Here is a 25,919-nt window from a genome sequence, read left to right as displayed (position 1 = left end):
CCTCGCGAACGCCTTTTGCGCGGCGACCGCGCTCCCTACGCGGCCCAGTCGGGCAGGCCCGCCACGGACAGCGTCACTCCCCTCAACGGCCGTGCCCGGCCGAGGAGTCGGGGGCCTGTGGCACGGCGGGCCCCGGCCGAAGAGGTGGCCGGGCAAGCACTCACACGCCGCTCACACGCCGCCTCGGCACTCGCCCGCGAGGCCGGCGGTTCGGCGTACTGCCCCGGTAAGGCGAGGACGCCGCGCGCCGTGGCCCTGGCGTTGCGGGCGGGCGGACCGGGGCCGCAGCACATCACGCTGCCTTCCGGCTCCGTGGGCCCCTGCCCGGAGTTCGGCAGGGGCCCACGGAGCAGAGAGCCGCGGAAGGCCGGGTCCTGCCCGGTCGAAGGGCATGCCGGCCGCTGTCAGCCACCGTCTGCGGCCGGTCCGGTAACCTGGCTCACTTCAGATGCCGGGTGAAGAATCGAGCCGCGTCGTCCGCCGCGAACCGAGGGACGCCGGTGTGCCCGCCCATGTTGGCGGACAAGGACTTCTCCGGGGAACCGAAGGCGTCGAACAGGTCCAGGGCCGCCTGTCGGTCGTTCCCCTCGTCGTCCCACTGCAGCAGGACATGCAGCGGAATGGTGACCAGGCGGGCCTCCTGGAACATGGCGCGAGGAACCAGACTCCCGGCGAAGAGACCGGCGGCCGAGATCCGCGGCTCGACGACCGCCAGCCGGATACCGATGGAGATCACGCCTCCCGAGTATCCGACCGGGCCGCCGATCTCGGGCAGCGACAGAAGAGCGTCCAGAGCGGTCTGCCATTCCGGGACCGCCCTGTCCACGAGCGGGAGGACGCGGGCGTCGACGACCTCGTCGCAGAGGGGCTCGCCTGCCCGCACGGCCCGGCGCAGGTCGGCACGGGCCTGTTCGGCGGCGGGCCAACGAGGCCGTTCGCCGGTCCCGGGAAGCTCGATGGTGGCGGTGGCGAAGCCGTCCGCCGCGGCGCGCCGTGCCCGGGCCGCCAGCCGCGGGTACATCCTGCGCAGCCCGAGCGCGGGGTGCCCCAGCAGGATCAGCGGGACCGGCGCGGACACGGATGCGGAATCCGGCGTCCACAGGATGCCGGGTATGTCACCGAAGGCGAACGCGCGCTCGAAGACACCGTCATCGAGGCGCTGTTGTGAGACGAAGTGCATGGTCATGCCTTTCGGGAGTCCACAGACTGGCGCTCCCGGGCGACGACCTAGCGCCCGACCGTGACCCCCGAGGAGAGCACCCTTGTCGAATCGTTCACGGGTACCACCTCCTCGATCTCTCGCACGGCCTCGGGAAACCTAGCAGCGGTCGCCGTGTTCCGCCAAAGGGTTTTCGCGGAGGCTGGGCGCATGCTCCGGAGACACGGTGCGGCGCCGCTCGGGGTGCCCCACGACATCCTGCGTGGCGCACCGCGCAGGGCGACGGGCCGCACCGGTGCTGTCCGCACCGTCACCGTGGCCCCGCCCTGTGATCACGCCTCCGCCGGCGGCGTGGCCGCTCGGGACGCGGGCGGGGCCGACGAGGGACGGTTTGCCGGCTGTCCTGTTTCCCGGGCGCTGCCCGCCATCCCCTCGCACCCGCGCAAGAGACCCCGCATCGCTGCCCCGGCTACCATCATCGCGTTCCCCGCCCCGCAGGGTAGGACCGTCACCGGTGCGGGCCGACCTGGCCGCAGTCGAGCCGGGCGTACCGCTCGGCCAGTGCGTGGAAGGCTTCCTTCGGCTCCCAGTGCCAGCCCCCGCGGTCCTGCAGCGGCTTCACCAGGGCGTAGCTCGCCATGTCCAGGTCGTGGCGCGGGTCGCCGGGACGGTGGGGCGCGTCCGGGGTGACGAACTCGAAGGCCATCGCCGCGTACAGGCTCATCGACGCGAAGACGTCGACCAGTTCGGCCACATAGGCCGCCTGCGTACGCTCACTGCGGACCAGACCACCCTTGATCTCGGGCGGCTCCTTCTCGTAGTCGACCACGTCCCAGCCCATGCCGGCCGATTCCGGCGCTCCCACGTACGCGCAGGTGCCGAACTCGGTGATGGCCACGGGCTTGCCGAAGCGCCGGTAGCGGGCGAGGTCGGCGAGGTAGCCGGCCCGGTCTGGGTGGTAGCCGTAGTAGTCGATGCCGACCACGTCGAACAGCGACCAGTCGACCTCGTCGTCCTGCGCGGCGGCGTAGCTCAGCCGGCCGTCGAAGACCGACCGGCCGACGGCGGCGGCCTGGGCGATGAAGCGAGTCAGGCGACGCTGCATGCCTACCGGGTCCACGGTGCCGGAGAGCAGGTTGGCGATGCGTTCCCGCGCCGTGGCGCCTGGCACGATTCCCGGAACGAACAGCCAGAACTCGCAGCCGACGCTGAGTTCGACGCTCGCCCCCTGCCGCCGCAGCCTCCGCGCGAACCGGCCACACTCGGCGAGGTGCTCCAGGATGTCGCGCTGCGGCACGTCGCCCAAGGTCGGCTGCAACCAGACGTGCAGGCCCAGTTCAGCGGCCTCAGCGGCCGTCGCGGTGAGACGTTCGACCCCGTCGCCGGTCACGTCCACGGTGTCGGCGTGCAGGTCGTGCCGGATGACACGGAGATCGGCGCGCATCCGCGCGGTGCTCCAGGCCGTTTCCGGCGTTTCTCCCGCCCCGACGGTGTAGACGACCCCCCGCCGGGACAGCCCCCGTGACGCCGCCGCCGCGCCCACGGCCGGCACTGTCACCGCGGCCACACCCACGGCCGCCGCCCCCGCCAGGAACCGCGCCCGGCTGATGCCCTTGCTCTGCTCGGTGTACTCCATGAGCCCACCGTGCCGTGGCCGGCCGGTCGGTGCGATCCGCCATCGGTCTACGGCCCCGCGCCGAAAGTCGCAGCCGTCCGCCGCCCGCTCGCGGCCACCACCGGCCGCACATCACTGCCCTCTTCATCGATCAGGCGGTGTGCGACCCGCTGACCGTCGCGTGACGTACCGGCACCGCCGGCGCCGTGGACGAGGGCAGTGCCACGCGGGCGCCCGGTCTGCTCCGGATGACGCCACCCGCGGTCACAAACGGCATCCAGGCACTGGAGCGGTCGCTCGGCCCGGTACTGGTGGAGCGCCTGCCCGGCGGCGCCGGGCCGACCAGACTCGATTCCACCATCGTGGTGCAGCGCATGGCCGAGAGCGGCACCGGTGCCGACCTGCTCCCGAAGTCACCCTGGCCGAGGGCACCGCCGACGGCCGGCTCCCCGGGTCGTGAACAGGAGAGCCGCCGCGCACGCCTACACGCAGGCCCTGTGACGGTGCGCCGAGGGCGGACAGGCCGTTCCCGCGACCCTGTTGAAGACCGTCTCCGCCGTGTTGAGCGCGAACTGAACAGAATCCGGACCCCTTCCCTGGCCTCCGGGCGGCGGTCGGTTTCGCCATGCTGGTTGACGGGGCCCTGCCGAACGGCTCACTCGGGCGCACGGACGCACCAGCCCAACGATCAGATGACCGGCAAGGAACTCCCTGGCACATCTGCCACGACGGGGCTGCGGAGCCCCCGGTCACCACTTCGACCTGGGGCCTTAACACTTCGAAAGCTAACTGTTAAAAACTGCGCACCTTAGATCACTTGAGGCTCACAGCTGACTCATTGAAACATCTGTCTGCGCCCCACCCCGAGCAGGTGGCCGGGTGTACCCCCACTTCCCCTCAAGGAGGCGAACCATGCGTTCGCACATAGCCGTCGGTGTCACCGCAGCCCTCGCACTGTCGTGCATGACCGCCGCCACGGCGACGGCTGCCGAGAAGACCGTCGCCCCCCACACCCAGCACGACGGCCACGGCTTCGGACTCAACCTGAAGGCCCTGCACGGCAAGCACACCCTCACTCGGGTGGAACGTCACGGTGCGAAGCCGGTGACCCTGCGCCTGGGCAGCACCGCCCCGGCGAGCGCGGACCTCACCCGGTACGCCCTCACCCCGGGCGACCAGGGCCAGGTCGGCTCCTGCGTCGCGTGGGCCACCGGCTACTCCGCGTACGGCATCCTCATGAACGAGCAGGGCATCAGCGGCGCCCCGATGGCGCCGATGTACGTCTACGCGCAGATCGCCAGAGGGAACGACCAGGGCACTCTCGCGAGTGTCGCACTGCCCATGGAGCAGAAGCAGGGCATCGACACCAAGGAGGACTACTGGCAGGGCGACTTCGACTACACCACCCAGCCGGACTCCGACGAACGCGCGAACGCCGCCCATTACACGCTGTCGGGCTACGACAAACTGCCCACCAAGGGCAGTTCGGCACGCACAGCCATCCAGAACGCCCTCTCCCAGGGCGAGCCCGTGGTGATCGGCTTCCAGGCCCATCAGAGCTTCCGGAGCCTCAACTCCCAGAACGCCTCGAACTACAGCTACCTGCCGGGCAATTCGTCCAGCGACAAGGTCATCGGTGGCCACGAGGTGACCATCGTCGGTTACAACAGCCAGGGCGTGAAGATCGAGAACAGCTGGGGCACCAGGTGGGGTGCCGGCGGCTTCTTCACGGTGCCGTGGAAGTTCTTCGACACCGGTGACGTCATGGAGGCCCACGCGGTCGGGGCGCTCAACTCCTGACACCTTCGCAGGCGGCCACCGGCGGCGAAGGAAATGGCCCGCTGCCGCCCGGACGGTCGGCATCAGTTCTTCCCCGCCACACCGCTGAGCCCTGGTGGCCGGCCTGCCCGCCCGCACGTCGGCCCTGGCCTCTCGCCCAGCCCGGGCCGGCAAGGACCGGAGGCCGACCGCGCCGACGGCGCCGCCGTCCGGCCGTGCTTCGCTGCCACCCCGCACACGGGCCGACGCCGACCCCGGCGGCACGACGGTGCGCAGCGAGGCTTCAACGGGCCCCGCCGCGGAAGGGCCGCACCTGATGGTGATGGTGCCGGTTCGCCGCGGCGGGGTGGACGGCGAGGGGCACACTTCGGACCAGCGTCAAGTCCTCCTGACTGGTTTTCACCGCTTGGGTGATTTCGGTGGAAGACCGCCCTGAGGCGCGACATCGTTGCTCAAGGCGCTGACCACGAAGCGTCCATGAGATGAGAGGGCAGGGGCTGCTATGGCCGAGCGGGCGACATGGACGACGCAGGAGTTCGGCACCTCGCATGCGGGTGCTGTCGGGGTACTGCTGGCCGATGGCACCGTTCCGGGCGCCGTCTTCTTCGACGCCGGCTCCGGCGCGGGCGGCGAGAGGGTGACCGAGTGGAGCGTCTACGACGGCCGTGACGGGTACGGGCCGAGGGCGGCCGCGTTGCGCGCGGTGTGCTCGTGTGGCTGGGCCGGCGTCAAGCACCCGCTGGCCTGGGAGGAGATCGGTGAGGAGGAATTGGCCATCGCGGGCGCGGGGGTTGCGGACACCTGCATGCAGGACTGGGACACGCACGCCGCCGAGGTGGACACCTCCGCCGTCGCGCTGCCGCAGTCGGTCACCGGACTGCTGGACCAGTTGGAGAATGAGATCGAGAAGCTGACGAAGACCTCCCCCCTGGCTGCCGTGCGGGCGGCCCGCCAGTTGGAGGTGAGCGCCGTGCAGGTCGGCTACTGGGCCGCCCGGGATGCCCGGAAGGAGGCCACCCCCGCGCAGGCCGCCGCCGCTCTCGGACTCAGCGAGGACGCCGCCCGGAACCTGCTGGCACGCTTCGGCCGCTGGAGCCCCTACCTCCACTGACGCCATGCACCTGCCCGTGGCTGATGCTCCCGCCGGCCGCTTGCCGCCAAGCCCGGTGACGAACGGCCAAAGGCGGCATGCCTCGCTCCGGGCCCCACGCCGGACGACGGCACGCCTCGCTGCTTGTGGAACCTCGTCGCGATCGCGCGGGCCTGCTTGAGCCGTGCAAAGCATCGCTCGACCACGTTGCCGACAAGGCGTCGATGCTCGCCAGCACCTGCCGACGCCAGCCGGTCACCACGAGATAGCGCCAGCCCGCGGCTGCCGCCACCTGCGCGGCCGCGGCGAACCGGACCTCGTCCGCCTCCTCGACCAGATCCCCTGGCCGCACGTCCACCAGCCGGCAGGCCCCCGCAGCGAGCACGAGGAAGTCCGGATGTGTGAGCCCTTCCCCTCCGAGGAGAAGAACCGCAGGCGAAACGGCTGGGACAGCACCTCGTCGAACCCACCCACGAAGTCCAGGACCAGCAGCAGCCACCGCTCGGCCAGACTCTCGAAGCCGTGCTGCCGCCCGGTCGACACCAGGCACTCCAGCCCCGGCCGATGACGCTGACCGGCCCGCTCGGACGTACCAGCTTTCCACGTCACCGTCCATGTACGCGGCCATCCCGGCCCCAGATCCAGGCACTCGGCGGCACGGCCGGGCAGCGCGTACGACAGCACGAGCTCATCGAGCAGGCAGGAATGCGACCACACCGGAGCTTCCAGTACGTCGATGCCCTGTACGTCACCCATGACGACAGCACCCTGCGCGGCCGAGCCGTGTACCAAGGAAACACGGAAGCCAACATCAACACGCGCGTCCGGCCGGTACCCTGCCCCGCCAACGCTCAACTGGCCAACTGAAAGGCTCAGTCACATCGGTGCGGCGGAGCGCTCGGCGAGTGATCGGCCGGCCCGGCGACCCTCGCGCTCGGCCGCTCTCCCCGCTTCGACGGCCGGCGACGCGCTTACGGCGTCTTGTGCGCCGTGGCCACCAGGTAGCCGAACTCCGGCAGCGCGGAGATCGGGTGGACCAGGACCTCGATCAACTGCCGGGCCGCGTCACCGAACTGCTCCTCCAGGGAGCTACGGTGCTCGCTCGCGCCGTCGGCCATGATCCGCAGTGTCCGCCTGGTGTGCTCACTGACGTCCAGCAGCTCGTCCAGCTTCAGGCCCGCGTCGGTGATCAGGGCCCGGTAGTCGTCGATGCCGGGAAGCTCGACGATGGCGAACTTCCCCTTCGCGTCGTCGAGTACGTCCTGGTACTCCGGCCTGATCGGCTCGCGTTGGCAGGTGTCGGCGATCACCAGGCGGCCGCCGGGGCGCAGCACCCGCTTCATCTCCGCCAGCGCGCGGGAACGCTCCATGTGCAGGAGCGATTCGAACGCCCAGGCCACGTCGAACGAGGCGTCGGGATAGGGCAGCGCCATCGCGTCGGCGTGATCGAACCGGACGCGATGGGACAGGCCCGCCGCCGCGGCGCGGGCATTGGCCTCCCGCGCCTGTCCCGAGTTGATCGTGACGCCGGTGATGTCCGCCTCGACCGTACCGGCCAGGCGGAGCGCGGGCGTTCCGATACCGCAGCCGACATCGAGCATCCGCTGGCCGGGCCGCAGCCCCAGTTGCTCGATGAGCACGTCGGTGAGCCGATCCGTGGCGACGTCCACGGAACTGTCGTCCTCGTCGGAAAGCCAGTATCCATAGTGGAAGTTCTCACCCCAGAAACGCAGGAACATGTGGGTGAACACGTCGTAGAAGTCCGAGACCCGCTCCGGCTGGGCATCCATGTGGTCAGTCATGTCCTTCTCCTCCATGGCGTGATCAGTAGCCGCGTGTCCGCGTGCGGGGCTGTTCGACCGGCGTGTGTCGGTCACGGGGCGTCCTGCCTGATCGAGTCGGTGTGCCGGGGACGGACGGGCCGCCGGGCCAGCCAGCTGCTGATTGCCGAGGCGGTGCTCGCGGCGTGTTCGTCGATCATGCTCAGGTGGGTGCCGGGCACGTCGATGGTGTCATGGTCGGGGCCCCAGTGGGCCCGCCAGTGCTCGCCCGTGCGGGGCTGGCCGCCCATCCGTCCGGTGGCACGCAGCAGCAGCGTCGACACGCCGTCGATGTCGGTCGGTGCCCAGTCGTCGAACAACTGGAGGTGGTGCGCCATCGCGGTCAGTTCGGCGCCGCGCGGCGGCTGCGTCGCGGTCCATTCGGCATACGCGTCGCCGAGCAGGTCGAACTGGATCTCGGCCAGACCCGTACTGCCCGGCAGGTGGCTGTCCAGCAGCACGAGTGACTCCGGTGGGGTGCCGAGATCCTTGAGCCGGGCGGCTGCCGCGTGTGCGATCCAGCCGCCGGAGGAGTATCCGACGAGGACGTAGGGGCCGGTCACGTGGGAGAGCACCGTCTCGGCGACCGCAGCCACCAGATCGGTCCGGGTGCGGTGAAGGGACTCGTGGTCGGCGTAGCCCGGCAACGACAGCACAGCCATGTTGTGCGTCGTACGCAGCGTGTCGGCCGTCCGAGCGTACTGGTAGACATTGGAGGGGGCCATCACGGACGGGACGCAGACCAGGGTCGGGCCCGCGAACCCCTGGGAGAACCTGACCGGTTCCCGCATATGGGGCGAGCCGGCACCCACGCGCATCCGGGCGGCGACGGCCAACAGCTCCAACCCGTCCTTCACCTGGTTCTGCGCGCACGCCTGGGCGAAGAGGACCGGCAGCGGATCGGTCGCGGGCGGCGTCGCCCGGTCCGCGCCCGCCGGCGTCGGACGCGCCGGTGCGGCGGCGGGGGCGGCCGGTGGTGTCTCGAGGTCGCCGAGCGCGGCGAACCGGTCGGCCAGATGTGTCGCCAAGGCGTGCGGCGTCGGCCAGTCGATGACCAGTGTCCGGGACAGCTCCAGCCCGGTGACGGCTCTCAGGCGCTCGGTGAGCCAGACTGCGGTCAGCGAGTCGAAGCCCAGCTCGGCGAAGCCCCGCTGGGGGTCCACGTCCTCGGGCGCGTCGTAGCCCATCAGCTGTGCCGCTTGGTCGCGCACCGCGGCGAGCAGGATCTCCGCCCACTCCTGGCGCGGGCGATCGGCCATCGTGGCGCGTACGGAGGGGATCCCGGGGACCGTCTCGGCCGTCACCGCGTCCGACAGCGGGGCGCCCGTCCCGCCGACGACCCCTTGGTCGGCCAGCAGACTCGCCCCGATCGGCAGGTGATCGACCAGCCAGTAACGGCGGCGCTGGAAGGCGTACGTGGGCAGGTCGAGCTGGGCGGCGCCGGAGCCCGCGTAGACCGCGCGCCAGTCGACCGGCACGCCGCGGACGAAAAGGGCGGCCACCGCGTCCAGCAGTGCGGCGGGCTCGGCCCGGCCCTGACGCAGCGTCGGCACGAAGACCCGCTCGGGCATGCCCGGACCGGCCGGCGGCAGGCAGTCCCGGCCGAGGGCGGCGAGGACCCCGCCCGGCCCGAGCTCCAGGAAGGTGGTGACACCGGCCTCGCTCAGGCGCACGACACCGTCGTGGAACCGCACCGCCTCACGGGCCTGCGCGACCCAGTAGTCCGCCGAACGCATCCGCTCGCCCCGGTCCGCCCCGCCCGGTGCGAGCGGCACGATCGGGATGCGCGGCGCGGCGTACGAGAGGCTTTCGATCGCCGACCGGAAGCCGGCCAGGATCGGGTCGATCCGCGGTGAGTGGAAGGCGTGACTCACCCGCAGTCCGCGCGGGCGGAGACCCTTGTCGGCGAGCGTCGCCGTCAGCGTGGCGAGTGTCTTCTCGTCGCCGGAGAGCACCACCGAGGCGGGACCGTTCACCGCGGCCACGGACACGAGGCCGGTCAGCTGATCGAGCATCGGCAGGATGTCTTCTTCGGCCGCACGGACAGCGACCATCGCGCCGCCGGGAGGCATGTCCTGCATGAGGCGCGCCCGGGCGGCGACCAACGCGCAGGCGTCCTCAAGCGACAGTATCCCGGCCACGTGCGCGGCAGTGACCTCGCCGATGGAATGCCCCGCGACGAAGTCCGGGCGTACACCCCACGACTCGACGAGCCGGAACAGCGCGGTCTCGACGGCGAAGAGGGCCGGCTGGGCGAATCCGGTGCGGTCGAGCAGGTCCGGCGGGTCGTCCCCGGCGAAGGTCAGGTCACGCAGCGAACGCCCGAGCGGACCGTCCAGGTGCGCGCAGACGGCGTCGAACGCCTCGGCGAAGACGGGGTGCTCCGCGTACAGCTCGCGGCCCATGCCCGGCTTCTGCGCCCCCTGGCCGGTGAACAGGAAGGCCAGCCGTCCGCGCACGGTGGTGCCTGTCGTGACCGCGGCGTGCGGTGTGCCCCCGGCGAGTGCGCCGAGCCCGGCGAGCAGGTCGTCCCGATCGGCGGCCACGACGACGCCGCGGCTGTCCAGGGCGGCACGCGTGGTGGCCAGTGAGTATCCGACGTCGGTGGGGTCGGCCGGCTCGGCCCGGTCCGTCAGGAAGGCGGCCAGCCGCGCGGCCTGGGCGCGCATCGCGGCCGCCGTGCGGCCGGAGACCAGCCACGGAACGGCCGCGAGCGTGCGGTGCGCGACGCCGTCGCCCTCCCTTCCGGGGTCGTCCTCGGGCACCGCTTCGAGGATGGCGTGCGCGTTGGTGCCGCCGATACCGAAGGCGGAGACCGCCGCACGCCGTGGCCGGTCCCCCGTCTCCGGCCACGGCCGAGACTCCTGCAGGAGTTCGATGTCGCCGGCCGTCCAGTCGACCTCGGTGGACGGCGGGTCGGCGTGCAGCGTCGGTGCCAGCGTGCCGTGCCGGAGCGACATCACCGTCTTGATCAGACCGCCCACGCCGGCGGCGGACTGGCTGTGGCCCAGGTTGGACTTGAGCGACCCCAGGAACAGCGGACGGCCGGGCCGCCTGTCACGCCCGTATGTGGCCAGCAGCGCCTGGGCCTCGATCGGGTCGCCCAGTGTCGTGCCGGTACCGTGTGCCTCGACGGCGTCGACGTCGGAGGACGTGAGCCCGGCCGCGGCCAGCGCGCGCCGGATCACCCGCTGCTGGGACGGGCCACTCGGCGCGGTCAGCCCGTTCGACGCCCCGTCCTGGTTGATGGCCGAGCCGCGCAGCACCGCCAGCACCGGGTGCCGGTGGCGGCGGGCGTCGGAAAGCCGCTCGACCACGACCAAGCCGACACCCTCCGCCCAGGCCGTGCCGTCCGCGGCGTCGCCGAAGGACTTGCACCGGCCGTCCGCAGCGAGCCCGCGCTGGGTGCTGAACTCGACGAACGAGCCCGGCGTGGCCAACACGGAAACGCCACCGACCAGGGCGAGTGAGCAGTCCCCGGCGCGCAGCGCTCCCGCCGCGAGGTGCAGGGCGGTGAGCGACGAGGAACAGCCGGTGTCGAGGGTCACCGCCGGACCCTCCAGCCCCAGAAGGTAGGAGATCCTGCCCGAGATGATCGCTCCTGCCAGGCCGCCGAGCAGGAGCCCTTCGAAACCGGCCGGGTAGCGCGCCAACAGGGCCGCGTAGTCGGTCACACTCGGGCCCACGAACACCCCGGTCTCGCTGCCGTGCAGCGAGTGCGGATCGATCCGGGCCCGCTCCAGGGCCTGCCACGACGTCTCCAGCAGCAGCCGCTGCTGTGGATCCAGGGCGGTGGCCTCACGGGGCGAGATGCCCCAGAACTGCGCGTCGAAGTCCGCGACGTCGCTCAGGAAGCCGCCCTGCCGGGTGTAGCTGGTACCCGGGCGACCGGGGTCGGGGTCGTAGAGCGAGTCGAGGTCCCAGCCCCGGTCCTGGGGGAACGGGGTGATCGCGTCCCGCCCGGTGACCGCCAGCTCCCACAGATCCTCCGGTGAGCGCACGCCGCCCGGATAGCGGCATGCCATGCCGACGATCGCGATCGGCTCGCCGACCCGCCGCTCCAGCTCCTCCGACCGCTTGCGGGCCTGTACGAGGTCTGCCGTGACCAGGTTCAGGTAGTGCCGCAGTTTGTGATCGTTGTCGTCCATCTGCTCCTCGACCTCTCGTCCGACGCCCCGGCACGTTCCACGTGCGTACGGGGATCACTCGTCCCGGCGGCCGAGCTGCGTGTTGATGAAACTGAACAGTTCGTCGTCGGAGGCCGCCGTCAGTGTCGCCACGTCGCCCTCGGCGCTCGCCGCCTCCGCCGGGCCCGTGAGCCGGCTCAGCAGGTCTCGCGCCCGGCCGACGAGCACGTCGCGCACTTCCGTCTCCTCGGTCGGCAGTGCGGAGAGCGACGCCTCCAGCCGGTCGAACTCGGCCAGCGCCGCGTCCGTCGGCGACGGCACGGCGGCGGCCACCTCGGAGCGCAGGAACGAGGCCAGGATCGTCGGATTCGGGTAGTCGAAGACCAGCGTCACCGGCAGCCGCAACCCGGTCGCCGCGTTGAGCCGGTTGCGCAGCTGGACGGCGATCATCGAGTCGAAGCCGACGTCCTTGAAGGCCCGCCTGTGATCGACTTCCTCCGGAGAGTCGTGGCCGAGCACGGCCGCGACGTGCGTGCAGACCAGATCGAGCACGGCCGGTTCCCGGTCCTCCTCCGGCAGCGCGGCGAGCTTCTCGATCAGGGCCGCGCCGCGTTCGGCCGAGGCCGGGGACTCCGCCGTCCGCAGCCGGCGGACGTCCGGCAGGTCGGCCAGCAGCGGGCTGGGCCGCAGTGAGGTGAAGCGGGCATGGAACCGGGCCCATTCGACTCGTGCGACGACCGGGCACGGTTCGTCCTCGGCGACGATCCGGTCCAGGGTCGCCAGACCGGAGTCCACCGGCAGCAGGGGCAGACCTCCGCGGCGCAGCGAGTCGGCCATCTCCTCGTTCTCGGCCGGCATTCCGGCCTCCCACGGGCCCCACGCCACCGAGACGGTGCGGCCGCCGCGGTCGTGCCGTTCCCGCGCCAGGGCATCGAGGTAGGCGTTGGCGGCCGAGTACGCGGACTGGTTGCCGACGCCCCAGGTCGCCGAGATGGAGCCGAACAGCAGCACGGTCTCGATGCTGTCGTGGTCGAGCAGCTCGTCGAGGTGCGCCGCACCGAGCACCTTGGCGGCCAAGGTGTCGCCGAACTCGGTCAGCGTCGTGTCGGCGATCGGGCCGCCGTCGAGGCTGGCCGCGGCGTGCACGACCGCGGTCAGCGGGCGCTCGGCGGGAACGGAGGCCAGCAACTCGACCACGGCGGCCCGGTCTGTGATGTCGCAGGCCGTCACCGAGACCGAGACGCCCCTGGCGGCCAGCTCCTCGACCAGGCGCTGGGCCCCGGCCGCTTCGGCGCCGCTGCGGCTGGCGAGCACCAGATGTCCGGCACCGCGGTCGGCAAGCCAGCGGGCCACTTCGGCACCGAGGCCACCCGTGCCACCCGTCACGAGCACGGTACCGCGAGGCCGCCACTCGGGCGGCTCCTGGTCGGGCGCTGCCGCCCTGACCAGACGGCGGGCCAGGACGGCCCGGGAGCGTACGGCGACCTCGTTCTCGCCGTTGCCCGCGAGCACACCGGCCAGTTCGGCGACCGCGTGGTCGTCCACCGTCTCCGGCAGATCGATCAGGCCGCCCCAGAGCCGCGGGTGTTCGAGCCCGGCGACACGTCCGAATCCCCAGACCAGCGCCTGGGTGGGCGAGCCGATGCGGTCCTGGGGACCGGCCGCCACCGCGCCCCGGGTCACCGCCCAGACCGGGGCGTCGAGTTCGGCGTCGAGCAGGGCCTGGGTGAGCACCACCGTGCCCGCGAGCCCTTGGGGCAGCGCCGCCGCGGCCTCGCACGGCGTCTCATCCTCGGCCAGCAGCGACAGCACCCCGACCGGGCTCGTTCCGTTCGCCGCGAGCTCGCGGAGCCGCTGGGCCAGCGCCGCCCGGTCGAGGTTCCCGCACGGTACGACCCAGGTCTCCAAATCCGGCGCGTGGGCGGCGAGGCGGCGCACGGTCTCCGAGGCCCAGCCCTCGGCCGGCTGCCCCTCGGGGACCACCGCCAGCCAGGTACCGTCGATCGGCGTACGCGTGCCGCCGGGCAGCGCGCGCCACGTGACGCGGTAGTTCCCGTCGTCGGCGTCGGTGTCGGCCGCGGCGTTCACGGCGCTCCGCAGCTGTGCACGACTGACCGGCCTCGCGACGACGGAGTCGAAGGAGGCGACGGGGTCGCCCGCGCCGTCGGTCAGCAGCATCGTGGAGGAGTCGGAGCCGTTGCGCCGGAAAGCGACCCGAAGCGAGTTCGTTCCCCGGGTGTGCACGGTGATGCCGTTCCAGGAGAACGGCATCACCGCCTCGCTCTCGCTGTCGATCAGCCCGGCGACCGGCACCTGCAGGGCGGCGTCCAGCAGCGCCGGGTGCAGGCCGAACCGCCCCGCCTCGGCACGGACCGTGTCCGGCAGCGCGACCTCACCGTACATGTCCTCGCCGTCCCGCCACAGCGCACGGATCCCGGCGAAGGCGGGCCCGTAGGCGTATCCGCGCTCGGCGAGCCGCGCGTAGAGGCCGGTCACCTCGACCGCCTCCGCGCCGGCCGGCGGCCAGACCCTCAGGTCGCCCGGCACCGGGCCGGTACCGACGGGGGCGAGCGTGCCTTCCGCGTGCAGGATCCACCTGCTGTCGGCGCCCGACCCGGTGCGCCGCGAGTGCACCGTGACCGGACGCCGACCGGTGGAGTCGGCGGCGCCGACCGCGACCTGCACCGCCACCCCCGACTTCTCCGAGAGCACCAGCGGCGCCTGGAAGGCCAGTTCTTCCAAGCGGGCGCAGTCGACGTGACGCCCGGCGTGGGTGACCAGCTCGACGAAGGCGGCTCCGGGCAGCAGGAGGGTGCCGAGCACGACGTGGTCGGCCAGCCACGGATGGGTCGCCAGCGACCACCTGCCGGTGAAGAGCACCTGGTCCTCGCCGGCGCGTTCCACGGCGGCACCCAGCAGAGGGTGATCCGCGGACACCAGCCCCAAGTCGGCGGCGCTCGCGGTCACCGCGCCGGCGGGCTCGACCCACAGCCGGCGGTGCTGGAACGCGTAAGTGGGCAGGTCGATTCGGCCACCGGCGGGAAACGCCTTCCCCCAGCCGACCGTTGCCCCGTGCACGAAGGCCGTGGCCAGAGAGCGGGTGAACGCGACGTCACCGCCGTTCCGCCGCAACGACCACGACGCGGCGACCTCGGCGTCCCGGGCCTCGGCCACCGCCTCGACCGCGTCGACGAGGGCCGGGTGCGCGCTGAGCTCCACGAAGCAGCTGTGCCCGTCGTCCAGAAGAGCCTCGACGGCCGCGCTGAACCGCACCGTCTCCCGGAGATTGCGGTACCAGTAGTCGGCGTTCAGATCGGTGCCGTCGACCCGCCCGCCGGTGACCGTGGAGTAGAACGGCACTTCCGCCTCGGCGGGCACGACGTCGGCCAGCGCGTCGACGAGCTCGGCGTGCAGTTCCTCCACCGCGTTCGAGTGCGACGCGTAGTCGACCAGGAGCGTGCGCACCGGGACCTCCTCGGCCGCGAGCGCCGCGCACAGGCTCCGCAGTTCGTCGGCGGCGCCGGAGACGACCACCGACCGCGGCCCGTTGACCGCGGCGACGCCGAGCCCCGGGTAGTCGGCGAGCCGTTCCCGGACCCGGGCGACCGGCAGGCCGATCCAGCCCATCCCGCCGCGCTCGGTCAGGCCGGCGATCAAGCGCGAGCGCAATCCGGCGATGCGGGCGCCGTCGGCCGGCGTGAGGACACCGGCCACCACGGCCGCCGCGATCTCGCCCTGCGAGTGACCGACCACCGCGGCCGGTTCGACCCCGAGCGACCTCCACAGCCGTGCCAAGGACACCATCACCGCGAACAGCACGGGCTGCACCACGTCCACCCGCTCCAGGCTCGGCGCGCCCGGAGCGCCGGTGAGCACGTCCGACAGCGAGGCGCCGTTCCAGTCGACGTGCGGGGCCAGCGCCGCGTCGCACTCGGTCATGGCGGCGGCGAACAACGGGCTGGTGTTCCAGAGATCGAGGGCCATGCCACTCCACTGGCCACCCTGACCTGCGAAGACGAAGACCGGCTGGTTCGTGTCGCCGCCGTTGCCCAGCACGACGTCCTCGTGGGAGTCCGTCGTGCCGCCGGCGATCGCCGTGAGCCCCGCGGTCAGCGTGCCCAGGTCCTCGGCGAGCACCACGGCCCGGTGCTCCAGCGTGGCCCGGCCGCCGAGCGAGCGGCCGAGGGCGTCGAGGTCCACCTCCGGGTGCTCGGCGAGGTGGGCGCCGAGCCTGGCCGCCTGATCGCGCAGTGCCGCCGCGCCGCGAGCCGAGAGGACGAACGGCTTGACGGACTGCGCGAGTACCTGACCGGGCGCGTGCGGAGCGGGCGGCCCCTCCGGCTCCGGTGCCTGTTCCAGCACCACGTGCACGTTGGTGCCGCTGATTCCGAACGCGGAGACGGCACCGAGCCGGGGCCGGTCGCGCTCCGGCCACTCCTGTGCCTCGGTCAGCAGCTTCACGGCACCGTCCGACCAGTCCACGTGCGGGGTGGGTTCCTCGGCGTTCAACGTCCGGGGCAGCAGGCCGTGCCGCAGCGCCTGGACCATCTTGATCACCCCGGCCACGCCGGCGGCCGCCTGCGCGTGGCCCAGGTTCGACTTCAGGGAGCCGAGCCAGAGCGGGGTCTCCTCGGTGTGCTCCCGCCCGTACGTCGCCAGCAGGGCCTGCGCCTCGATCGGGTCGCCGAGCCTGGTGCCGGTGCCGTGCCCCTCCACGACGTCCACATCGGCGGCGGAGACACCGGCATTGGCCAGCGCCTCTCGGATCACCCGCTGCTGCGAGCGGCCGTTGGGCGCGGTCAGCCCGTTGGAGGCGCCGTCCTGGTTCACCGCGGAGCCCTTCACCACCGCGAGGACCTGGTGGCCGTTGCGGCGGGCGTCCGACAGACGCTCCAGTACGAGCAGTCCGACGCCCTCGGCCCAGCCGGTGCCGTCCGCGTCCGCGCCGAACGCCCGGCAGCGGCCGTCCGCGGAGAGGCCGCCCTGCAGCGCGAACTCCTGGAACACCACCGGCGTGGACATCACGGCCACACCGCCGGCCAGCGCGAGGTCGGACTCACCGGTCCGCAGCGCCTGGGCCGCCATGTGCAGCGTGGTCAGCGAGGACGAACAGGCGGTGTCGACCGTCAGCGCGGGGCCCTCGAGGCCGAACTCGTAGGCGATGCGGCCCGAGGCCACGCTGGGCGCCGTCCCGGTCAGCAGGTGGCCGTCGAGACCGCGCGATTCGAGCGCGAGCAGATTGCCGTAGTCATGGGCGCTGAGGCCGACGAACACGCCGGTCTTCGTGCCGCGCAGCGCCACCGGATCGATACCGGCACGCTCGAACGCCTCCCACGCCGACTCCAGCAGCAGACGCTGCTGCGGGTCCATCGCGGTGGCCTCACGCGGTGAGATGCCGAAGAACTCGGGATCGAATTCGGTCGCTCCGTGCAGGAAGCCGGCCGCCCGGGCGTTGGTCGTGCCCGAGCGGCCGGGCTCGGGATCGAACAACTCGGCCAGGTTCCAGCCGCGGTCGGACGGGAACTCCGTGGCGGCGTCCCGGCCCTCCTCGACCATCGCCCACAACGCCTCCGGCGAGTCGACCCCGCCGCCGTAGCGGCAGGCCATGCCGACGATGGCGATCGCGTCGCCGCCGGTGTCCGCCGCGGCGCGCGCGGGTGCCGCCGACGCGGAGGAGCCGGCGCTGACCACCTCGCCGAGCACGTACTCGGTCAGCGAAGTGAGGTCCGGGTAGTCGAAGACCACCGTTGCGGGCAGCCGCAGGCCGGTGAAGGCGGTGATCCGGTTGCGCAGCTCCACCGAGGCCAGCGAATCGAAGCCGATGTCCTTGAACGTCCGGTCCGGCGGGAGTTTCGACGCCGACGCGTGCCCGAGCACCGCCGCGGTCTCGGCGGCGAGAGCGTCCAGGACGATCCGGTGCCGGGCGGCCGGCGGCCGGGCGAGCAGACGGCGGGTCCACGAGCCGGCACCGCCGCCGCTCGCGACGGCGGCACGCCGCACCCGCCCGGAGACCTGGTGGCGCAGCAGGGGCGGCACCTCTCCGCGGAACGCGGCCAGGTCGAGCCGGACCGGCAGCACCACCGGGGCCCCGACGGTGAGGGCCGCGTCGAAGAGGGACAGGCCTTCCTCGTCGGACAGCGGCTTGATGCCGGCGCGTGCCATCCGTTCCCAGTCGGCCTCCTTCAGGGAGGTCGTCATGTGGCTCGTGGCGGCCCAGAGGCCCCAGTCGAGCGAGACGGCGGGCAGCCCCAGCGCGCGGCGGTGCCGGGCGAGAGCGTCCAGGAACGCGTTGGCGGCGGCGTAATTGGCCTGGCCCGGTGCGCCGAACGCCCCGACGGCCGAGGAGAACAGCACGAAGGCGGAGAGGTCGAGGTCCTTGGTCAGCTCGTGGAGGAGCCAGCCGGCGTCCACCTTGGGACGCAGCACGGTGTCCACCTGCTCGGTCGTCAGCGAGCCGACGACACCGTCGTCGCTGATGCCCGCGATGTGCACGACCGCCGTCAGCGGATGTTCGGCGGGGATCGCGGCCAGCACCCCGAGCAGCGATGCGCGGTCGGAGACGTCACAGGCGGCAGTCGTCACCGACGCGCCCAGCCCGGTCAGCTCGGCGGCGAACTCGGTGGCGCCGGGGGCATCCGGGCCGCGCCGGCTCACCAGCACGAGGTTGCGCACGCCGTGCTCGGCGACCAGGTGCCGGGCGACCAGGCCGCCCAGTGCGCCGGAGGCGCCGGTCACGAGCACAGTCCCGGCCGGATCGGCGGGCACCGGGACGGTCAGGGCGATCTTGCCGATGTGCCGGGCCTGGCTGAGGAACCTCAGCGCGTCCGGGGCCCGGCGGACGTCCCAGGTGGTGGTCGGAGGCAGGGTCAGAGCGCCCCGGTCGAACAGGTCCAGCAGCTCGGTCAACATCTCGTGGACCCGTTCGGGGGCCACTGCGAGCAGGTCGAACGCCTGATAGCGCACACCGGGGAACGCCTCGGCCGCCCAGTCGGCGTCGCGGATGTCGGTCTTGCCCATCTCGACGAACCGGCCGCCGCGCGGCAGCAGTCGCAGCGAGGCGTCCACGAGCTCGTTGGTGAGCGAGTTGAGGACCACGTCGACGCCGCGGCCGTCGGTGGCGCCGAGCAGATCGGACTCGAACTGTGCGGTGCGGGAGTTCGAGACGCGTTCGCCGGGGATGCCGAGCTCGCGAACGGCCGCCCACTTGGCGGGGCCGGCGGTGGCGAAGATCTCGGCGCCCAGATGGGTGGCCAGCTGCACGGCCGCCATGCCGACACCACCGGCGGCGGCATGGACGAGCACGGACTCGCCGGGTTGCAGGTCGGCCACGTCGACGAGCCCGAAGTACGCGGTCAGGTAGGTGATCGGAACGGTCGAGGCCTGCAGGTACGACCACCCGTCCGGGATCGGTACCACCATCCGGTGGTCGCCCACGGCCACCGGCCCGAACGGCCCGAAGAACAGGCCCATCACCCGGTCTCCGGGCTCGAGACCGGTGACTCCCGGGCCGACCTCGGTCACCACTCCGGCCGCCTCGCCGCCGAGCACTTCCTGACCGCGGACCAGGCCCAGGGTGGACATGACGTCCCGGAAGTTCAGGCCGGCGGCCCGGACGGATATCCGCACCTCGCCCTCGGCCAGTGGCGCGGCCGCCTCCGGCGACTCGATCAGGGCGAGCCCGTCGAAAGTGCCGGGGCGCGGGGCGGACAGGCGCCAGGCGGCCGTCTCCGCCGGCACGGTGAGCGTCGTCGAGGAGGAGACCCTGACCAGGCGCGGCACCAGGGTCGTGCCCGCGCGTACGGCGACCTCGTCCTCCCCGGCGCTGAGCGCCGCCTCCACGGCCGTGTCGGGCTCGCCGGGCGCGAGGTCGACCTGGACGAGCCGGCCCGGGTTCTCGGCACGCGCCGAGCGGAACAGGCCGTGCAGGGCCGCACCGGTCAGGTCGCCGACGTGCTCACCCTCGTACGTGGCCAGCGCGCCCCGGGTGACCAGGACCAGCCGTGAGGCGGCCAGCCGTTCGTCGGCCAGCCAGTGGCGCACCAGTTCCAGCATCCGGTTGACACCCGAGTGCACGCTCGCAGCCACGTCGTGGTCGTGGTCGGGACCGGGAGCGGCCAGCACCACGGTGGGCACCTCGCCCCCGGCGTCGAGGGCGGCCCGCAGCGCGGGGAAGCCGTCGTACGCCGTGCCTGTCGTGGGCGCGCCGCCGCTCAGGTTCGCCCAGCCGGCGGGCGACGAGGCCTCGGCCTCACCGGCGGGGACCCACTCGATCTCGTAGAGGGGGCCGTGGGCCTGGGAAGTACTCTCGGCGATCTGCTCCGCGGTGGCGGACCGCAAGGTCAGCGAGTCGACGGACAGCACCGTGCGGCCGGTCCCGTCGGCGACCAGCAGTGCCACCGCGTCGGTCCCCACCGGAGTCAGCCGTACGCGCAGCGCGGAGGCACCGACGGCGTGCAGCCGGACGCCCGACCACACGAAGGGGACGACACCCTCGGTGGCGCCGGTGACCGCGATCGCGTGCAGCGCGGCGTCCAGCAGAGCAGGGTGCATGCCGTACGCGCCGGCGTCGCCCACGTGCTCGGGCAGCGCCACCTCGGCGAAGATCTCCCCGTCACGCAGCCAGGCGGCCTTCAGGCCGCGGAACACCGGCCCGTAGCCGTACCCGGCCGCGGCGAAGGTCTCGTAGAAGTCGCCGAGTTCGACCTCCTCGACACCGGCGGGCGGCCACTCGGCCATCTCGGGGTCGTCGCGGCGCACGCCGGCGGTCCCCGAGACGAAACCGCCGGCGTGCCGTGTCCAGGCCGCCTCGGTGTCGGGGGAGTCCGGGTCCTGCTGCTGCGACCAGATGGTGATCGATCGCCGGTCGGTGGACTCCTCCGGCTCGCCGACCACGATCTGCAGCGCCACGCCGCCCCGCTCCAGCAGCAGCGGAGCCTCGATGGTCAGGTCTTCGACCAGCTCACAGCCGACCTGGTCCGCCGCGCGCAGCGCGAACTCGACGAACGCGGTGCCGGGCAGCAGGGTGCGGCCGAACAGGGCGTGGTCGGCGAGCCAGGGCTGGGCGGAGAGCGACAGCCGGCCGGTGCACAGGAAGCCGCCGTCGTTGGCGAGCGAGACGCCGGCACCCAGGAGCGGGGCGTCCACCGAGCGCAGGCCGACCGAACTGAGGTCGTGCCCTCCGACGTGGCTGGTCTCCAGCCAGAAGCGTTCGTGCTGGAACGCGTAGGTGGGCAGGTCGACACTTCGCGCGCCGGTGCCGGCGAAGAAGGCGGCCCAGTCCACCTCGACACCGGCAGCGTGCAGGGTGGCCATCGCCACGGCGATGCATTCCACCTCGTCGCGCCGGCTGCGGAGGGACGGCGTGACCACCACCGACTCGTCGCCGTAGCACTTGCGTACGTCGCTGCTCATCGACGCGGCGGGCGACAGTTCGACGAGTCGGGTGACGCCACGCTCGCGGAGCCGGGCCACGCCGCCGACGAGGTCCACCGGGTCGCGCATCTGCCGGACCCAGAACTCGGGGGTGCACAGCACCTCGGCGGGCACCACCAACGGGATGGTCGGGGGCGAATAGGTCAACGTCTCCACCACGGCCCGGAACTGGGCCTGGATCGGCTCCATCGTGACCGAGTGGCCCGCGACGCCGACCCGCAGCGTGCGGCACGAGTGGCCCAGCTCGGTCAGTCGCGCCACGGCCGTCTCGACCGGGCCCTCCAGCCCCGAGAGGGTGACTGAGCCCGGGCTGTTGATACCGGCGAGCGAAACGCCCTCGAAGTCGGCGATGACCGGCTCCACCACGTCGGCGCCGGCCGCGACCGAGACCATCACGCCGGCGGCCGAGGTCTGGATCAGCCGTGCCCGGGCGGTGACCATGGTGGCCGCGTCCTCGAGCGACAGCACACCCGCGACGTGCGCCGCCGCAATGTCCCCGCAGGACTGACCGAGCAGGTGGTCGGGGTGCAGCCCCCACGACTCGACCAGTCGGTAGAGTGCCACCTCGATCGCGAACAGCGCGGGATGCGCGTACTCGGGCCGGTCCAGCGTCGGGCCGCCCTCGGCGATGATCCGCGGCAGCTCGGGGTCGAGCCGCCCCAGCACCTCCGAGTACGCCGTGGCGAAGACGGGGAACGCGGCCGCGAGCTGGGCGCCCATGCCGGTGCGCTGGGAGCCTTGTCCGGGGAACATCACCGCGGTGAGACCGCGGGACTCGGTGCCGACGACCGCCGTGGCACCGCTGCCGCCGCCGGCCAGCAGGTCGAGCTGCGCGAGCAGGTCCTCCTTGTTGCCCGCGACCACGGCGGCGCGGTGCTCGAACGTCACACGGCGCAGCGCGAGCGACTTCGCGACGTCGAGCAGGGCGACGTCCTCCTCGGCGAGCCAGTCGCGCAGCCGCGTCGCCTGACCGGCCAGGGCCTGCGGAGTACGGGCGGAGAGGAGGAACGGCAAGGCGGTCGGCTGCGTGCTCACCGGCTCGGCCTCGACCGCCTCCGGCGCGGGCGCCTCCTCGATGATGACGTGCGCGTTGGTACCGCTCATGCCGAACGACGACACACCTGCCCGGCGCGGCCACTCGTTCTCCGGCCACGGGCGGTTCTCCGTCAACACCTCGACGCCGCCGACCGACCAGTCCACTTCGTGCGTCGGCTCGTCCACGTGCAGCGTCTTGGGGAGGACGCCGTGGCGCATGGCCATCACCGCCTTGATCACACCGGCGACGCCCGCGGCCGCCTGGGTGTGGCCCACGTTCGACTTCAGGGAGCCCAGCCACAGCGGCTCGCCGTTCTTCTTCTTGCGTCCGTAGGTGGCCAGCAGGGCCTGTGCCTCGATCGGGTCGCCCAGCCGGGTGCCGGTGCCGTGCCCCTCGACCAGGTCGACCTGCTCCATCGGAACCTGGCCGTCGGCCAGCGCCGCCTGGATGACCCGTTGCTGGGAGGGTCCGTTGGGAGCGGTCAGGCCGTTGGAGGCACCGTCCTGGTTGATCGCCGAACCACGGATGACGGCCAGCACCGGGTGGCCGTTGGCCTGTGCGTCGGAGAGCCGCTCGAGCAGGACCAGGCCGACCCCCTCCGACCAGCCGGTGCCGTCGGCGGTGTCCGCGTACGCCTTGCACCGGCCGTTGGGCGCGATGCCGCGCTGCCGACTGAAGTCGACCATGACCAGGGGCGAGCACATCGACGCGACACCGCCGGCCAGAGCCATCGTGGACTCGCCGCGGCGCAGGGCCCGAATGGCGTAGTCCATCGCGACCAGCGAGGAGGAACAGGCGGTGTCGACGGTGACAGCGGGGCCTTCGAGGCCGAACGTGTACGCGACCCGGCCGGAGAGCACGCTGGGTGCGTTGCCCAGCAGCAGATAGCCGTCGACCTCGCGGGGGGCCGTGACGGTCAACGGCACGTAGTCATGGGTGTTGGAGCCGATGAACACACCCGTCTCGGTGCCGCGGAGGGTCTCCGGGTCGATGCCGGCACGTTCGAACGACTCCCAGGCGGCCTCAAGGACGATCCGCTGCTGCGGGTCCATGGCGAGAGCTTCGCGTGGGGAGATGCCGAAGAAGTCCGCGTCGAAGTCGGCCAGGCCGGACATGAAGCCGCCCTCGCGGGTGTACGTCTTTCCGGGCTTCCCGGGCTCCGGGTCGTAGATGCTGTCCATGTCCCAGCCCCGGTCGGTCGGCGAGTCGCCGATCGCGTCGGTGCCACTGGAGACCAGTTCCCAGAGGTCCTCCGGCGACCAGACGTCGCCGGGCAAGCGGCACGCCATCGAGACGATGGCGATCGGCTCGGTGTCCTGGGCCTCCCTCTCCGTGATCTTCTTGCGAGCCTGGTAGAGGTCGCTCGTGACCAACTTGAGATACTGGCGAAGCTTGTCCTCGTTCTCCATACGAGCAACCCCATCTGTCTCTGTCTGTTCCAGTGGCCCGTGGGACCCCGGAGTGGTCCGGCATACCCCGGACTTGTCATGCCTGGACACGTGGCAGGCGTCTGCTGAGGCCGGCGGTCCGGCGAAGAGCTGCGCCGAAAAGGCCTGGGTGGGAGCACGATCAGAACCGCCTCTGGGCGGTCGCGTGAACAACCATGCTCTTACGACGTTGTCGCGGGCACCCCCTAACCCCCCTATTCGCCCTCCCGGTCGGCGCGCGGTTTTTCGGGGTGTCGTTGTCGCAGTCGCACTGCGAGCATGAACCGCGAAAGCCAGACCGGTGTGTCTCGCTGGTCGCCCGCAGCGGACGAGCGAAGGGACAGCAGCATGACTGCCGAGGTGTTGGACAACGAGGAGAAGCCGACGGGGACGCCGGCATTCATCTTCCGTCAGACCGCGCCAGGGCCGACACAACCGTGGAGCTGGGCGGAGAATCTGCTGAAGTCCGCGGCCACTTACTGGCTGGTCACCACCAGCCCGGACGGGCGCCCGCACAGCAGGCCCCTGTGGGGTATCTGGGAGCAGGACACCTTCTGGTTCTCGAGCCAGAACCGCTCCGGCGAATTCCTGAAGGTCAACCCGCGGGCCTCTGTGAACCTGCAGGTCGGCGAGGACGTCGTGATGATCGAGGGCAGTTGCTCCCGAGTGCTCGGGAACGACGACATCAACGTGCTCGCCGAAGGCGTCGGGGTGAAATACGACTGGGAACTCACGGTGAGCGAGGATCGCGTCCACACGCGTTTCGGCCAGAGCGCTCCGGTGTTTCGGCTGAATCCCGAAAGGGTCTACGGGTGGGCGGGCATTGCCGGATGGGAGTCCGCGACCAGGTGGGACTTTCCGCGGCCCTGACCGGCTGAGATCGGCCGTGCGGTAATTACGGCCCAGGTCTCTCCATTGCTCCATTTCGTGGACCGGTGGTGGCGCGCCCCGTGTGCATCGCGCCGCGCCGGTTCGGCCAGAGCGTGGCCCCGGCGGGCCCTCTTGCAACTCACGTTGTCCTCTGACGACTCACGGTGAATGACGCTCGCTGCCGTGGACCTGCAAGACGCGATTCGAACGTGGAAGGGGACGATCCGGGTGGATGTCCGGGCCCAAGACGGCAACATCGCGGTGGTTGGTGCGTCCTGCCGTTTCCCCGGCGCTGACGGTCCTCGGCAACTGTGGCGCCTCCTGGCCGCGGGACGCCACGCGATCACCGAGCGCCCGCCCGGACGACGCGGCCCGAACAGGACGGTCGCGCCCCCCTGGGGCGGATTCCTCGACGCCGTCGACGAGTTCGACGCCGAGTTCTTCGGTATCTCCGCCCGCGAGGCGGCATCCGTCGACCCGCAGCAGCGACTCGTACTGGAGCTGGGGTGGGAGGCGCTGGAGGACGCGGGGATCGTGCCGGACAGCGTGCGCGGCGGCCGACTCGGTGTCTTCGTGGGCGCCTTCGCCGACGACTACGCCCACCTCGTGCACCGCGACGGTGCCACTGCGGCGACCCGGCACACCTACCCCGGTACCGAACGTTCGCTGATCGCCAACCGGCTCTCCCACTTCCTGGACGTGCACGGGCCCAGTGTGGGCATCGACAGCGGTCAGTCGTCATCGCTGGTCGCCGTTCACCTGGCCTGCCAGAGTCTGCTCACCGGTGAGTCGGACCTCGTCGTCGCGGGCGGCGTGCAGCTCAACCTGCTGCCGGAGTCCGTGGACATCGCAGACCGTTGGGGTCCGCTGTCACCGGACGGCCGCTGCTACACCTTCGACGCTCGCGCCAACGGTTATGTGCCGGGCGAAGGCGGCGGGCTCGTCGTGCTCAAGAGGCTCAAGGACGCCCTGGCCGACGGTGACACTCCCCAATGCGTGATTCTCGGGAGCGCCGTGAACCACAGCGGCAACGGGCAGGCCCTCACCCAGCCCGATGAGCTCGCACAACAAGACGTCCTGCGCCGCGCTCACGAGCGCGCTCGCATCAGTGCCGCACAACTCCAGTACGTCGAGTTGCACGGAACGGGAACACCCGCCGGCGACCCCGTCGAGGCCTCCGCGCTCGGTGCCGTTGTCGGCTCCGCCCGGCCGCGAACGCGACCGCTGCCCGTCGGATCGGTCAAGACGAACCTGGGGCATCTGGGGGCAGCCGCGGGGATCGCCGGCCTCATCAAAGTGGCGATGGCGATCCGCCACCGCGAACTCCCGGCCAGTCTCAACTACGAGCTGGCCAACCCGGACATCGCGCTGGACGAGCTCAATCTCCGAGTGCAGCAGGACCTCGGTTCGTGGGAATCGGCCGACAGCCCTCTGATCGCCGGCGTCAGTTCCTTCGGCATGGGCGGCACGAACTGCCACCTGCTCATCAGCGATGCCCCGCCCGCCTCGGCGGCGCCGCGCAGGGAACCTGAGACCGGTGAGGCGGACTCCGGGCAGGCACCGG

Annotated in this window: 11 protein-coding genes; 5 read left to right on the top strand and 6 right to left on the bottom strand. The window is 72.0% G+C overall.

Going from position 1 to position 25,919, the window contains the following annotated elements; all coding sequences use genetic code 11:
* Positions 1 to 439: 439 nt before the first annotated feature.
* Together NX794_RS20795 and NX794_RS20790 are read right to left on the bottom strand one after the other, a co-directional pair.
* Positions 440 to 1,180, bottom strand: coding sequence for a dienelactone hydrolase family protein (locus NX794_RS20795; protein ID WP_258780254.1), 741 nt, complete (start codon positions 1,178 to 1,180; stop codon positions 440 to 442).
* Between the two features lie 487 nt (positions 1,181 to 1,667).
* On the bottom strand, positions 1,668 to 2,795 hold the full coding sequence (locus tag NX794_RS20790; protein WP_258780119.1) for a glycoside hydrolase family 113 protein: 1,128 nt from the start codon (positions 2,793 to 2,795) through the stop codon (positions 1,668 to 1,670).
* A gap of 185 nt (positions 2,796 to 2,980) precedes the next feature.
* On the opposite strand from NX794_RS20790, the gene NX794_RS20785 reads away from it, so the two are divergent.
* The 3 genes from NX794_RS20785 (at position 2,981) to NX794_RS20775 (ending at position 5,664) form a co-directional block, all read left to right on the top strand.
* Positions 2,981 to 3,586: a helix-turn-helix domain-containing protein gene (locus tag NX794_RS20785; RefSeq protein WP_258780118.1), complete on the top strand. Its 606-nt coding sequence runs from the start codon at positions 2,981 to 2,983 to the stop codon at positions 3,584 to 3,586.
* Between the two features lie 100 nt (positions 3,587 to 3,686).
* Positions 3,687 to 4,574 (top strand): C1 family peptidase, encoded by an 888-nt coding sequence (locus tag NX794_RS20780; RefSeq protein ID WP_258780117.1) that lies wholly within the window; start codon positions 3,687 to 3,689, stop codon positions 4,572 to 4,574.
* A 481-nt stretch (positions 4,575 to 5,055) separates the two neighbouring features.
* A complete protein-coding gene (locus NX794_RS20775) occupies positions 5,056 to 5,664 on the top strand; it encodes a hypothetical protein (protein ID WP_258780116.1) in 609 nt (202 codons plus the stop codon).
* A 234-nt stretch (positions 5,665 to 5,898) separates the two neighbouring features.
* Here NX794_RS20775 and NX794_RS20770 read toward each other — a convergent pair whose 3' ends face one another.
* The 4 genes from NX794_RS20770 to NX794_RS20750 form a co-directional block, all read right to left on the bottom strand.
* Positions 5,899 to 6,399 carry a hypothetical protein gene (locus tag NX794_RS20770; RefSeq protein ID WP_258780115.1) on the bottom strand — a complete coding sequence of 167 codons (501 nt, stop codon included), beginning with the start codon at positions 6,397 to 6,399 and terminating at the stop codon, positions 5,899 to 5,901.
* A 215-nt stretch (positions 6,400 to 6,614) separates the two neighbouring features.
* A complete protein-coding gene (locus tag NX794_RS20765) occupies positions 6,615 to 7,445 on the bottom strand; it encodes an SAM-dependent methyltransferase (RefSeq protein WP_258780114.1) in 831 nt (276 codons plus the stop codon).
* Between the two features lie 71 nt (positions 7,446 to 7,516).
* Complete coding sequence (locus NX794_RS35915; RefSeq protein WP_309506011.1) at positions 7,517 to 11,611, bottom strand: type I polyketide synthase; 4,095 nt, start codon at positions 11,609 to 11,611, stop codon at positions 7,517 to 7,519.
* Positions 11,612 to 11,665: 54 nt separating this feature from the next.
* Positions 11,666 to 23,467 (bottom strand): type I polyketide synthase, encoded by an 11,802-nt coding sequence (locus NX794_RS20750; protein ID WP_258780113.1) that lies wholly within the window; start codon positions 23,465 to 23,467, stop codon positions 11,666 to 11,668.
* A gap of 366 nt (positions 23,468 to 23,833) precedes the next feature.
* On the opposite strand from NX794_RS20750, the gene NX794_RS20745 reads away from it, so the two are divergent.
* Positions 23,834 to 24,355, top strand: coding sequence for a pyridoxamine 5'-phosphate oxidase family protein (locus tag NX794_RS20745; protein ID WP_258780112.1), 522 nt, complete (start codon positions 23,834 to 23,836; stop codon positions 24,353 to 24,355).
* 183 nt (positions 24,356 to 24,538) lie between these two features.
* Positions 24,539 to 25,919: beta-ketoacyl [acyl carrier protein] synthase domain-containing protein (locus tag NX794_RS20740; protein ID WP_258780111.1), on the top strand; the 1,381-nt coding region annotated here is incomplete at its 3' end.

The organism is Streptomyces pyxinicus, assembly GCF_024753135.1.
Taxonomy (GTDB): Bacteria; Actinomycetota; Actinomycetes; order Streptomycetales; family Streptomycetaceae; genus Streptomyces; species Streptomyces pyxinicus.
Note: the sequence above shows the minus strand (reverse complement) of the source record. Positions and strands in the feature narration are given on the sequence as shown.

Bases quoted from the DNA above. Each gene is read 5' to 3' on its own strand.
- NX794_RS20775 (WP_258780116.1), top strand. From the start codon at position 5,056: ATGGCCGAGCGGGCGACATGGACGACGCAGGAGTTCGGCACCTCGCAT.
- NX794_RS20750 (WP_258780113.1), bottom strand. From the start codon at position 23,467: ATGGAGAACGAGGACAAGCTTCGCCAGTATCTCAAGTTGGTCACGAGC.
- NX794_RS20770 (WP_258780115.1), bottom strand. From the start codon at position 6,399: ATGGGTGACGTACAGGGCATCGACGTACTGGAAGCTCCGGTGTGGTCG.
- NX794_RS20795 (WP_258780254.1), bottom strand. From the start codon at position 1,180: ATGCACTTCGTCTCACAACAGCGCCTCGATGACGGTGTCTTCGAGCGC.
- NX794_RS20780 (WP_258780117.1), top strand. From the start codon at position 3,687: ATGCGTTCGCACATAGCCGTCGGTGTCACCGCAGCCCTCGCACTGTCG.
- NX794_RS20765 (WP_258780114.1), bottom strand. From the start codon at position 7,445: ATGACTGACCACATGGATGCCCAGCCGGAGCGGGTCTCGGACTTCTAC.
- NX794_RS35915 (WP_309506011.1), bottom strand. From the start codon at position 11,611: ATGGACGACAACGATCACAAACTGCGGCACTACCTGAACCTGGTCACG.
- NX794_RS20790 (WP_258780119.1), bottom strand. From the start codon at position 2,795: ATGGAGTACACCGAGCAGAGCAAGGGCATCAGCCGGGCGCGGTTCCTG.
- NX794_RS20745 (WP_258780112.1), top strand. From the start codon at position 23,834: ATGACTGCCGAGGTGTTGGACAACGAGGAGAAGCCGACGGGGACGCCG.